General features: G+C 63.4%; 10 protein-coding genes and 1 pseudogene. 6 read left to right on the top strand and 5 right to left on the bottom strand.

Annotation, left to right across the window (positions count from 1 at the left end; translation table 11 throughout):
• Window positions 1–452: 452 nt before the first annotated feature.
• Both thsA and C446_RS01030 read right to left on the bottom strand, forming a co-directional pair.
• Window positions 453–2,117, bottom strand: a complete 1,665-nt coding sequence (gene thsA / locus C446_RS01025) for a thermosome subunit alpha (protein ID WP_006671184.1) — start codon at window positions 2,115–2,117, stop codon at window positions 453–455.
• A gap of 263 nt (window positions 2,118–2,380) precedes the next feature.
• Window positions 2,381–2,938: a KH domain-containing protein gene (locus tag C446_RS01030; protein WP_006671185.1), complete on the bottom strand. Its 558-nt coding sequence runs from the start codon at window positions 2,936–2,938 to the stop codon at window positions 2,381–2,383.
• A gap of 300 nt (window positions 2,939–3,238) precedes the next feature.
• On the opposite strand from C446_RS01030, the gene nrfD reads away from it, so the two are divergent.
• From nrfD to C446_RS01055, 5 genes are all read left to right on the top strand, one after another.
• A complete protein-coding gene (nrfD, locus tag C446_RS01035) occupies window positions 3,239–4,468 on the top strand; it encodes an NrfD/PsrC family molybdoenzyme membrane anchor subunit (protein ID WP_006671186.1) in 1,230 nt (409 codons plus the stop codon).
• Window positions 4,461–5,288, top strand: coding sequence for a 4Fe-4S dicluster domain-containing protein (locus tag C446_RS01040; RefSeq protein WP_006671187.1), 828 nt, complete (start codon window positions 4,461–4,463; stop codon window positions 5,286–5,288). The genes nrfD and C446_RS01040 overlap by 8 nt, the downstream gene beginning before the upstream one ends.
• A 4-nt stretch (window positions 5,289–5,292) precedes the next feature.
• Window positions 5,293–8,076: a molybdopterin-dependent oxidoreductase gene (locus tag C446_RS01045; protein ID WP_006671188.1), complete on the top strand. Its 2,784-nt coding sequence runs from the start codon at window positions 5,293–5,295 to the stop codon at window positions 8,074–8,076.
• Between the two features lie 146 nt (window positions 8,077–8,222).
• The gene (locus tag C446_RS01050) at window positions 8,223–8,987 is read left to right on the top strand and encodes a TorD/DmsD family molecular chaperone (RefSeq protein ID WP_006671189.1); all 765 of its coding nucleotides are present in this window, start codon (window positions 8,223–8,225) and stop codon (window positions 8,985–8,987) included.
• A complete protein-coding gene (locus C446_RS01055; protein ID WP_006671190.1) occupies window positions 8,977–10,077 on the top strand; it encodes an Mrp/NBP35 family ATP-binding protein in 1,101 nt (366 codons plus the stop codon). The genes C446_RS01050 and C446_RS01055 overlap by 11 nt, the downstream gene beginning before the upstream one ends.
• A 143-nt stretch (window positions 10,078–10,220) precedes the next feature.
• On the opposite strand, the gene C446_RS01060 is transcribed toward C446_RS01055, so the two are convergent.
• Complete coding sequence (locus C446_RS01060) at window positions 10,221–10,841, bottom strand: hypothetical protein (RefSeq protein WP_006671191.1); 621 nt, start codon at window positions 10,839–10,841, stop codon at window positions 10,221–10,223.
• Window positions 10,842–10,955: 114 nt separating this feature from the next.
• On the bottom strand, window positions 10,956–11,459 hold the full coding sequence (locus C446_RS01065; protein WP_006671192.1) for a YfcE family phosphodiesterase: 504 nt from the start codon (window positions 11,457–11,459) through the stop codon (window positions 10,956–10,958).
• Window positions 11,460–11,745: 286 nt separating this feature from the next.
• Here C446_RS01065 and C446_RS01070 point away from each other — a divergent pair, with 286 nt between their 5' ends.
• Window positions 11,746–12,165, top strand: a complete 420-nt coding sequence (locus C446_RS01070) for a hypothetical protein (RefSeq protein ID WP_006671193.1) — start codon at window positions 11,746–11,748, stop codon at window positions 12,163–12,165.
• A 52-nt stretch (window positions 12,166–12,217) separates the two neighbouring features.
• Here the strand turns inward: C446_RS01070 and C446_RS01075 are convergent.
• Window positions 12,218–12,469 (bottom strand): annotated as a pseudogene (locus C446_RS01075) (hypothetical protein); the annotation flags it as partial.
• Window positions 12,470–12,548: the final 79 nt, after the last annotated feature.

A 12,548-nucleotide genomic window follows, 5' to 3' on the forward strand; every position in this document is an offset into this window, starting at 1 on the left:
CGATACGGACCACGATCGGGAGTGTCTCGTCGAGTTGCCGCGACGCCACTGATACGAACACCAGTCAGTACACACTCGATCGCGTCTCGACAGCACTACAATCGGCGCTATCCACCACGAAAGAGTAGACGATCGCCTCCGTAGCTGTAGTGGGCGAATCTGTGACAGACGCTTTTCGCTTCGGCGTGACGGGGCTGTGTCGCTGTCTCGAGCGACTCGGTTCGTTCGACTCGAGAATCCCTCTCTTTCGATGTGGGTGGCTCAACTGGTGACAACGAATCGAAAGCGACGACGAAACGGGAAAACGAGAGGCCGACGCGATACGGACACGGGATCGGTACGTCGACCGTCGCCGTTGTGGTTTCGGATGCGGTCGCGAGGTCCGAACGAACCCAGGACCGCCCAGTGTGATCTCGTCGGGAGGGTAGATAACGGGTCGGTTTCGGCCGGGCTTACATCATGCCGCCCATGCCGCCGCCCATGCCGCCCATGCCGCCGCCCATACCGCCTGGACCGCCGGCGGGCATGTCATCGTCGTCGTCGTTGTCTTCGACGGCGAGGTCGCCAGCAGCGATGACGTCGTCGATACGCAGCAGCATGACGGCAGCTTCGGTGGCGGACTCGATGGCCTGGGTCTTCACTCGCAGCGGCTCGTAGACGCCTTCCTCGGCCATGTCGATCGTGTCGCCGGTGTAGGCGTCGAGACCCGCGGACTCGTTGCCGCTGTCGTGGTCGGCACGTAGCTCGACGAGCGAGTCGATGGGGTCCAGCCCCGCGTTCTCGGCCAGCGTGCGCGGGATGACCTCGAGCGCGTCCGCGAACGCTTCGACGGCGAGCTGTTCGCGGCCGCCGACGGAGTCGGCGTAGTCACGCAGCGCAAGCGAGAGGTCGACCTCGGGTGCGCCCCCGCCCGCGAGGACCTTACCGTCCTCGAGGGTCGTCCGCACCACGCCCAGCGAGTCCTCGATGGCGCGGTCGACTTCGTCGATGACGTGTTCGGTGCCACCGCGGAGGATCAGGGTGACGGCCTTGGCGTCGTCGACGTCCTCGACGAAGATGCGCTGGTCGCCAGCGATCTCTTTCTGGGCGACGCTGCCGGCGAAGCCGAGGTCCTCCTCGGTGAGGTCTTCGGCCGTGGAGACCGGCGTCGCACCCGTGGATCGGGCCAGCTGGCTCTGGTCGCTGGACTTGACACGGCGGACCGCGATGATACCCTCCTGAGCGAGGTAGTGCTGGGCCATGTCGTCGATGCCGCCGTCGACGAAGACGACGTCGGCACCGGCGTCGGCGATCTCCTCGACCATTTCCTGGAGCTGCTGTTCCTCCTGTTCGAGGAACTGCTCGAGCTGGTCGGGGTCGGTGACGTTGACTTCGGCGTCGATCTCGGTCTCTTTGACCTCGAGGTCACCGTCGACGATCGCCACGTTGGCGTCCTCGACGAAGTACGGCATGTTCTCGGAGACGCGCTCTTTGTCGACGATGACGCCCTCGACGAGTTCGGACTCGTCGATGGAGCCGCCGACGACCTTCTCGACGCTGATGTTGTCGGTGTCGACCTCACCGTCGTCGGCGACGGTGCTGACGGCCTCGACGACGAGGTTCGAGAGCAGGTCGCGGGCACTCTCGGCACCCTTGCCCGTCATCGCGGTGGCGGCGATCTGCTCGAGGATCTCCTCGTCGTCCTCGTCGACATCGACCGCGATCTCTTCGAGAGCCTCGGTAGCTTCCTCGGCGGCCTGGCGGTACCCCTGAGCGAGGGTCGTCGCGTGGATGTCCTGCTCGAGGAGCTCCTCGGCCTGGCTGAGCAGTTCGCCGGCGACGACGACGGCGCTCGTGGTCCCGTCGCCGACCTCGTCTTCCTGGGTCTCGGCGACTTCGACGATCATGTCGGCCGCCGGGTGGTCGATGTCCATCTCCGAGAGGAGCGTGACGCCGTCGTTCGTGACGACGACGTTGCCCGTCGAGTCGACGAGCATCTTGTCCATCCCCTTCGGGCCGAGCGTGGTCCGTACGGATTCGGCCACGGCCTTCCCGGCCTGTACGTTCATCGACTGCGCGTCCTTACCGGAGGTGCGCTGGCTGTCCTCCGAGAGAACGATAAGGGGCTGGTTGCCCATCTGCTGTTGTGCCATAGTCGTCTGAAGGATTGATTGCTATTCTATATATGCTTTTCGGACGCCGGGGAGGCAAACCGACGGACGTGGCCGGGAACATATGTGAGCCATAGCCACGGATCGACGGGGGCGTCGTTCGGAGCCACCGCTCGATCGGGAGCAGGAGCGGGAGCGGGGAAAGCAAGCGGGTGAAAACGAAAACGAGCGAGAACGGACCGCGATCGGCGTAGTATCTACCGACACCGGGCCGGGAGCCAGCGGCCGTCTCAGGACTGGCCGCCGGGGAACCGGTGGTACTCGAGGCCCTTGTGTTTCATCTCGTTGTGTCGCTCCTCAAGGAACGAGTAGACCGAGCCGTGGGGTGCGCCATCGAGGAGCATCTCGGCGGCCGTACGGACGGCATCGACTTCCTCGGGTGCACCGATGATACCGAGCGTCGACCCGTAGATGACGACCGACGCGCCGGTGAGTTCCTCCATCAGTTCGCGAGTCCGGCCGTCTTCGCCGATGAGTCGGCCCTTCTGTCGCTGCAGATCGTTTTTGTTGCGGGCGGCTGCGTCGATGTCGACGACATCGAACATCATCATTTCGTCGTCGAGTAGGCGAAGCGCCTCCTCGGGCGGGAACCCGCGGCCGATGGCGCGGACGATTTCGGGGCCCTTGAGGCCGAGAACGGGGTCGCCGACGGTTTCGACCGCGACGGAGCCGTTCTCGGAGTCGATGTCGAGACGAACTTCAGCCTGGGCCTCGATCTCCCGCATCGTCTCACCGCCTTCGCCGATGAGAACGCCGATTCGGTCCTGCGGAATCTTCACGTGCTGCATGTATCAACCGTAGTGGCTCGGTGAGTTTAAGGGCTTGGTCCGGGGTACGCCGCGGACCCATGGAGGAGAGGGTTTAATCAAACATATTTTATTATCAATAAAGGTGCGGAACTAACGTGTTCTGCCACTAATAAAGGTCTGTATACTGGAGACGTACTGTCTCGGAAGATGAGCTACGAGTTGTTACTAGAACCATGGGTACAACACAGTCGGATGGCCGGTTAGGAAAGGTGAATCGGGGGCCAACCGAGCTGAGAGGAACCCGTCGCCGAGAGCAGGCGACTCACAGGGGGTAAACAAATGAGCCAATCAACTCACAGTTCCGGATTACCGGACATCGAAGACGGTGGAAAGCGACTGTACGCGTGGCTGGCAGCGATCGCTATCGGTCTCGTGATCGGTCTGTACGGCGTCGTCACCCTCTTTCTCGAGGGGACGATCGCGACCGGGATCGATAGTCAGGCACCGTGGGGAATCCTGATCTCCACGTACGTGTTCTTCGCGCTGCTGAGCACTGGCATCTGTATCGGTGTGGTTGCACTGGCGGGAGTCTTCGGCCTGAAGAAGTACGAGCCGCTGGTGAAGCGGGGTGTCCTGCTGGCTATCGCCACGCTTGCCGCAGGGCTCCTGGTCATCTTCGTCAGCCTGGGCCACCAACAGGGCATGATCCACCTCCTGCTCTCGGCGAACCCCGGTTCGCCGATGTGGTGGATGATCGTGTTCTACACGATCTACATGGTGGCGTTGCTGGCCGAGTTCTACCTGCTGGAGCGAAACGGTGCCTCGAAACTGTCGGTCAGCCTGCTTGCGTTGCTGGCCCCGATCGCTGCGGGGACGACCCTCGGAGCGATTTTCGGCACCTCGATTCGGCCGTACTACGCCGACGTGTTTGGTCCGGTGTATCTCGTCCTGACCGCCGTGCTGTCGGGCGTGGCACTGATCGCTGCGGTGGTGATCGTCGAATCCAAACTCGCCGGTGGGACACTCGAGGACGCTCGCCAGGAGCTGGTGACCGAAACCCTCGGCAAGTATCTGGGGCTGTTGCTCGGCATCACGATCGTCACCGTCGCGTGGAAGTACATCATGGGACTGACGGCCACGAACAACGCGATGGCAGCAGCACACGAGTACATGCTGTTTGGACCACCGAGCTGGTGGGTCTGGACGTTCGGTATCGTGCTCGGGCTGGTCGTGCCGTTCGCACTGGTCGCCACGTCGCGGACACGAAGCGTCAACGGCGTACTGGCTGCGTCGGTACTGGTACTGGTCGGGATGTTCGCGTCCCGGCTCGAGTACGTGCTCGGCGGCCAGGTCGTCTCGCTAACGCAAGATCCGTCGTTGCAGTGGCCGTTCGTGAGCTACTCGCCGACCGGCATCGAGATCGCGGTCGTGATCCTCGGGATCGCCGTGTTCGCGTTGCTGTATACGGCCGGCCGGCTGCTGTTCGATCTCGACGAAGTTCCGGATCACGACGTGAAGACGCCATCGACACCATCGCCAGCGGTAACCGGAGGTGACGACGATGACTGAGCACCACTCACTCGACGACGAAATGCGCACGGAGGTCGAGCAGCTGCAGTTGGACGAAAACGGCGACGACGATGTCGACCTCAACATGGTCATCGACCTCCAGAGCTGTACCGGCTGTGGCGCCTGTAACATCGGGTGTGCACAGGAAAACAACCTCCAGGAGGGAGTGGCCTTCTCGAGTCGGATCGTCGAGACCGACGGCCAGTTCCCGAACGTCAGCTACGAGTACACACCGACGCTGTGTAATCAGTGCGAGGACGCACCGTGTGCCTCGGGCTGTCCGACATCGGCGCTGTACGAGGGGGAAGGAGGGATCACGATGCACGATCCCGACCAGTGTATCGGCTGCAAGTACTGCATGATCAACTGTCCGTACGACGAGATTCACCTTCACAAGGAAGATCCGCATCCGCGGTGGGACGACGACGAGGCCGTGATCGACGAAGGAACAGCGACCCCGACCGAGCTCAAAGCGGAAGTCGGTGTCGACGGTGACGCCCCGGCGTACTACAATCCGAACCGGGAAGTCGGGGAGCACGAACACCCGACGCGGTTCAAGGGCGTCGTCGAGAAGTGTACCTTCTGTGTCCACCGTCTCAACAAGGGTGAGCTGCCACGATGTGTCGAAGAGTGTCCGTGTGATGCACGGATCTTCGGCGACAGAAACGATCCGGACAGCAAGGTCAACGAGATACTCGGACGGTACAACCCCGACGTGCTCAAGGAAGAAGAGGGAACGGAGCCGAAAGTGAAGTACGTCCGCGATTACAACGGCGGCAGCTACGAACGCGGCAAAGGAGAGCCAGCACTGGGGGACTAAGACCATGAGCAAAAACGACACCACGAACGACCCGACGGACACGACGGACAGTGCCGGTCTCGCGCTGGACCGGAGAGGATTTATGAAAACCGGCGCGGCGGGAGCCGTGGCTGCCGGTCTCGGGCTCAGCTTCGGTCTCAGTTCACTCGTCGAGGCCGACGATTACCGGGACGCGCTGGTCGAGCACACCGGCGAGTGGCGTGCAAGCACCTGTGCCGGCTGTACGTCCTGGTGTGCCGCACAGATCCTGGTCGACGACGAGACGGGACGTGCCATCAGAACCCGCGGGAACGAACACTCGCAAGTACACGGTCGGAACGACTGTGTCCGCCAGGACATGGCTATCCAGCAGCTGTACGATCCCGATCGGCTCAAACAGCCCATGCGCCGGACCAATCCGGAGAAGGGGAAAGACGTCGATCCCGAGTTCGAGCCGATCTCCTGGGAGGAGGCGATCGAAGAGATCGCCGACAAGATCATGGAACTGCGAGAGAACGAGGAGACCCACAAGGCGATGGTCACGCGCGGCCGGTACACGTACCTCCGGCCGATCCTCTACAGCCACTTCCCACAGATCATCGGCACTCCGAACAACATCTCCCACAGCGCGATCTGTGCGGAAGCCGAGAAGGCAGGCCCAATGTTCACCGAAGGTGAGTGGTCGTACCGCCAGTACGACGTGACCGAAACGCGGTACGTCATCTGCTGGGGCGCGGACCCGATCTCGACGAACCGCCAGGTCTCACACTACTCCCACGAGTTCGGCGACCTGCTCGATCGTGCGGAAGTCGCCGTCGTCGAGCCGCGGCTCTCCTCGACGGCCTCGAAAGCCGACGAGTGGCTCCCCGTGGAGCCGGGTTACGACGGTGCTATCGCCTCCGCGATGGCCCACGTGATCCTCACGGAGGGACTGTGGAACGAGGAGTTCGTCGGCGAGTTCGAGGACGGCGACAACCGGTTCGTCGAGGGAGAGGAAGTCGATCCCGACACGTTCGACGAATCGGAGAACAGCCACGGGGTCGTCCAGTGGTGGAACCTCGAGCTCAACGACAAGACCCCCGAGTGGGCCGAAGAGGAGTCCGGCGTCCCCGCCGAACAGATCGAGCGGGTCGCCCGGCGGTTCGCCCAGGCTGGACCGAACGCGATCTCCTGGCTCGGCGGCGGCCCCTGCATGCAGATTCGGGGGACCTACACCGCCATGGCGGTCCACGCCCTCAACGGGCTCGTCGGTTCCGTGGGCAACGAGGGCGGGACCCTGTACGCGCCCGACGACGGAACGGCAAGTCTCCCCGGACCCGACGAGTTCACCGACGAGATCGCCGAGGAGGGGCTCGCTTACCCCGAAGAGCACGGCACCGGCGACAAGATCGACCAGCGCGGCTCGCTGGAGCTCCCCGCACTCAAGGGCGGTGAGTCCGGCGGCGGCGTCGTCACGAACAACGCCGCCGACGGCATCCTCGAGGAAGACCCCATGGAGATCGAGCTGTTGATCTCCTACTGGAACAACTACGCCTTCTCGAACCCCGAGAGCCAGCGCTGGGAGGACGCCCTCGAGAAGATACCGTTCCACGTCACGATCGAAACGCACCCGAGCGAGACGGCGTGGTTCGCCGATATCCTGTTGCCGGCGACCCACCACCAGTTCGAGCGGTGGGGCCAGCTTCGCAGCACTGCCAACGGGATTCGGTCGATCAACCTCCACCAGCCGGTGTTGGCGGACGATCCCGACGACCCCGAAGACGTCCTCGACAACGGCCGGCTGTGGGACGTCAAGACCGACGAGACCGAGATCGTCTACCTGATCGCAGAGGAGCTGGCCGATCGTGGCTTCGACAATCTGTTCGAGTACTGTGAGCAGTACGAGGACCCCGAGACCGGACTGGCTCCGAGCGAGGAGTACGACGGCGGCAGCTTCCGAGACCGCGAACTCCGCGCCCAGGCGTTCTCGCGGAACGCGGCCAAACTCCGGACCCAGCCGATGTGGGACCCGGACGTCGAAGCACCGCCGGGCGACGAGTTCGACGGCTGGGAGGAGTTCCGCGAGGCCGGCGTCTGGAACTCCGATCACTGGGAGTACAGACACCGGTGGCCGTCCGAAGGCGGCGAGTTCGATACCGCCACGGGCCGATTCGAGTTCTTCTCGGAGACGCTGCGAGTCGGCCCCGACACCGACGTCGATCCCGACGACGACATCGACCTCGAGTTCGATGTCGACGACCCCGACGGCCTGGAAGGCCACGCCGAACGACACGACACGGACGTCGACGACGTCCTCGAGACGTGTAACTACCTGGCCAGAACCGACGGCGAACGACACGCGTACGTGCCTCACTACGAGGAGCCGTACGATATGGGCGACGACGGCGATTACCCCTTCAAGTTCGTCGACTACAAGGACCGACTCAACCGCGAGGGGCGGTCGGCGAACGCGACCTGGCTCCACGAGTTCAAGGATGTCAACCCCGGCGACGAGCCCTGGGAAGACGTGGCCAAGCTCAATCCCCGCGACGCCGCGGAACTCGGCATCGAAGACGGCGACGAGATTCGGATCAGTTCCCCCGCAGGCGAGATCGAGGTGACGGCGAAGCTGTGGGAGGGCGTCAAGCCCGGCACGGTCGCGAAGACCTGGGGACAGGGCCACTGGGCCTACGGGCGCGTCGCGTCCGAGGAGTTCGGCGAAGAGGAACACGGTGGTAGCAACAACCGCCTCATCGGCGCGGAGTACGATCGCCTGAGCGGAAGTTCCGTGTTCTACGGCGACGTCTGCGTCGACGTGGAGAAGCTCTAACACCTGACCGCCGTTCTATCCTTTCGGACACCCAAGAGGCGCGGCGTGGGCGGCGAACGGACCGACGTGATGTCGCGGTGAGACGAAGAAGTGCGCCGATACAACGACGGTCGTTGACGACTGAAACCAAAACACGAGACAAAAGCATGTACGAGAAACTATCGGACGACGATCTGCTGGCACCGGAACGGTGCCGGGTGAACGCGTACAAGCTCCTGGCAGAGTGTTTCCACGAGCCCGACGAGGAGCTTGCTGGGCTGCTGACGGAGGTTACTGCCGACGAAGGGAGCGACCGAGACGGAGGGCTGGAGCTGGATATCCCGGCCGACGAACTGAACGAGGCGATGACGGACCTCGAATCGTTGCGCGTCGACTACGCGAGGCTGTTCGTGGGTCCGTTCGAGGTCCTCGCACCGCCGTACGAATCGACCTACGTCGACGACCCGGATCGAGTGATGACGGAATCGACCGTCGAGGTGACAAACGAGTATCGCCAGGAACAGGTCGATATCGGGCTCGACGAACCAGCGGACCACGTCGCCGCCGAACTCGAGTTCGTCTATCTGCTCGCACGCCACGAAGTCGAAGCGCTTGCGGCCGGCGAGTACGAGACCGCAGCCGACTACCTACGACGGCAACACGAGTTCCTGGGTACCCATCTCGGGCGCTGGATCGGCGAGTTTGCCGACGACGTTCGGAGTCACGCCGACACCGAGTTCTATCGGCGGCTGGCCGACGAAACGGAACGGTTCGTCGAACGCGACGGACGGCGACTGGCCGATCGTCTGGACCGACTCGGAATCCAGTACGGGGAGGGAGACGACGACGGTGACGACGACATCGACACCGGGGACCTCGAGAGAGCAGACCTGGTCGCGGCACTACACGGAGGTGACGACGATGGTCGATGAGGACCAGGTTCGCGACCGGTTGCGCTCCGTCGAGGACCCCGCACTCGGATCGGACATCGTCTCGCTCGGGTTAATCGACGACATCGACGTCGCTGTCGGCGACGGGGACGGCGACGAGAAAGGCACCGCAGCGGTGTCGGTGTCGTTTGGCGCGCCGTACGCCCCCGACGAGATGGACATGGGTGACCGAATCCGCGAGGAGATCGAAGACCTCGGCCTCGAGCCGACGGTCTCCCCTGAGCAGCCGGCCACGACCGACAGCCCCCTTCCGGGAGTTCGCAACGTCGTCCCGATCGCGTCCGGAAAGGGTGGCGTCGGGAAGACGACGGTGGCGACGAACCTGGCGACCGCGCTCGCACGGACCGGCGCTCGAGTCGGCCTGCTAGATGCGGACATCTACGGGCCGAACGTGCCCGGAATGATCGGTATCGAAGCCCAGCCAGGAATGAGTCCGGAGGGGGACATCGTCCCGCCGGAAGCCGACGGGATCACGCTGATGAGTATGGCTTTCCTCACGGAGGAAGAGACCGATCCCGCGATGTTGCGTGGCCCGATGATCGACAAACTGCTGGGACAACTCATTCGGGAAACCGACTGGGGGGAACTCGACTACCTGTTAGTCGACCTCCCGCCGGGGACCGGTGACGAACAATTAACCCTGATGCAGCACGCGCCGGTTACCGGTGCGGTCGTCGTCACCACGCCCGAAGACATCGCCCTCGAGGACGTCAGGAAGGGGGTCAGGATGTTCATCGACCAGAACGTCCCCGTACTTGGCGTCGTCGAGAACATGAGCGCCTACCGATGCCCGAGCTGTGGTGATCAACACGACCTGTATGGAACTGGCGGCGGACAACGGATCGCCGACGAGTTCGACGTTCCGTTGTTGGCCGAGATACCGATGGACCCGGCGATTCGAGCCGGGAGCGACGCCGACGAGCCCGTTACGGCGCTCAAAGAGGGGCCTGCGGCCGATCGGTTCATAGAGCTACAGGATACGGTGTTGAACAGAGTCGGTGCGGTCAATCGTGGAGCAGTCGCGGACGTCGATCTCGAGGGTGTCCCGCCGACGGACGGGCCAGCAGAGTAGCGGAGTACCTCGGGGTCACGTGGTTCGAGAATCAAAGATTCTCGTCATCACGGAAGACAACGTCTTCCGTACGACCCCGAGTCACTCTCGCTGTATCTCTGTAGAGGTAGCGCCGGAGCCGTCCGAAACTGACAGTCGGACGGTCACCCGGACCACTGAACGAGTCCCACGTTTTCGGCGTCGACACCGTCCGGGAGCTCCGCAAACCGGTCTCTCGACTCCTCGACGAGAGCCGAAGCGACCACGAACTTGCCCAGTCGCGGATCGGACAACTGGTCGTCCGCACCGAACCGGTCGGTCGCAACGTCTCGAATACGTTTCCAGCCACCGTCGTCGGTATTGACCAGCAGATACGACACACGTGCATCGACGGCGGTCGATGCTGCCCGGTCGAACGCCCTCACCCGCGGCAGATCGTCGTCCTCGAGCGTGGCGGCGATAGTCGCCGGAAGCGCATCCCCCAGTTCTTCTGCCGTCTCGTGGACGAACGGAACGAGGTCAGCACCGAGGCTATTGAGCGCCGTATAGAGCGCTTCGTCCGCGTCGTCCTCGAAGGAGTCGCGGTCGACACACTCGATGAACGTCGGTCGCTCCTCGACGAGGACGGCCCCGTATACGAGTCTCGAAGCTCGTATCTCGGCGGCGACGTCGTTGGAATCGGGTCCGGATCCGTCCCCGTTCCCAGAGCCGGAGCCGGAACCGGAACCGGCACCAGAGTCGGAATCACAGTCGGAACGACCGAAACTCGCAGCATCATCGGACATAGCTACACCGTCGTCTTCCGTCGGCCGTATTCCTCCCCCTTGCTCCCACTGGCGAGGAACGAGGAGTATAGCTAAGTCGGCCGACCGGCCGTCGTCCGGTTTTCGCCGTCACGCTCACTCGAGTACGGACCGGAACCGCACCGACTCCGAGCGTGTATCCAGAACGGCGACGGTCCGGTCGTCGTCGGCCGTCGTCGGAAACTGTGCCCCGGGATTGACGACCGTCGTACAGCCGTCTTCGCGGAGTTCGGAGACGTGGTGGTGGCCATAACAGACCACGTCGTACTCCGCTGTGGCGGCGACGGCCTCGACTTCGGCCATCGACTCCCCGTGGAGGGCCGCGATCGAGAGCCCGTCGATCTCGAGGTCGGCGAACCGGCCGTGGAGTTCGCTCTCGCTACCGAGGGCGTCGAACGCGGCCTGCAGGTTGCGAGCGTCGCCATCGTTGTTCCCGAGGACGCCGTGGAGTTCGAACGCCTCGAAGTACGGCGGGATCAGTGGGGCGACGAAGTCCCCACAGTGGATAACGATCTCGACACCCTCCTCGGCGAAGACCTCGGTCGCTCGCTCCGTCGCTTCGACGTTGTCGTGAGTGTCAGACACGATACCGATATGCATATTCTACACGAGGCCGTCGAGTCACTATACGATTTACTGTCCGTCAGTTCCGGTGTACCCGCAACCCAAAGCAGTTGCCCCGGGACCCGAGACAACAGTCCGTACAAGGCCTTGGAGACGAGCCCCGTTGCACGCCGGACTCGACGGATTGCTGTAACTATAGTACCAACTGCAACGATTTGCACACTGATCGCCGATCCGTCTGGCGAGCAGGTGCGCACTGCCTTGCAGTGGCTACTATATTTACCGGCGGTCGATTTAAATTCGGTTCGGGCGAAAGACGTCTGTGAGCGGCTCCAGTGACTCTTCGACCGCCCGACTCCGATCGGTCCTCCTTGGGACGGCTCCGACCCGTGCCGCACTCACCGTAGCCGCCGTCGGCATCGGGATACTGGTCAGCTACGTCGTCATCGCCGTCTTCGGACTGCCGAGCACCGAACCACCGGGGACGACGGTGCTGCTCGTGGGGTTCTGGGTGATACCGGCGCTCGCCGGTGTCGTCTGTGGCTGGTACCGGCTGGGCTTTCTCGCGTCGCTGGGATGTGGCATCGTGCCGATCCTCGTTCTCTACGTGCTGCAGCTTCTCGTCCGTCCCGACGGTGACCTCCCGGCGTTCGTCTTCGCCCTGATGCTAGGGGGACAGAGCGTCCCGTTCGCAGTCGGCGGCTTCGTTCTCGGTGCCACCGCCGTCCTATTACTCGAGTGACGACAGCGGGATGGGTCCGACCTGCCGGGCGAGCAGCAGTCCACCGTCGGCTTCAGCCCTCGTCCCCCTGCCCTCGGAGACGGGGGCGGAGGGAACACGGAACTCCCGCTCGCTCGAGCGCCTGCCGACGCTCGGTGTCGGTGAGTCGATACGCCTCGAGTTCGTCCTCGAGGCGATCCAGCGCGTCCCGGCGACGCTGGTGTGACGCGAGGAAGCCGGTGATGCGATCGGTCGCGATCTCCTTGAGTTCGCCGCTGAGCAACTCGCCTGTGCGATACTGTGTGGCGATGCGTTCGAGTTGCTCTGTTGAACGCAAGAAGGCGACAGTATTGAATTTATGATATTCGTCTTAATGCCGCTATATGGCCTGAGAGTCCTGTTTT

It is taken from the genome of Halobiforma nitratireducens JCM 10879 (assembly GCF_000337895.1).
Lineage (GTDB): Archaea > Halobacteriota > Halobacteria > Halobacteriales > Natrialbaceae > Natronobacterium > Natronobacterium nitratireducens.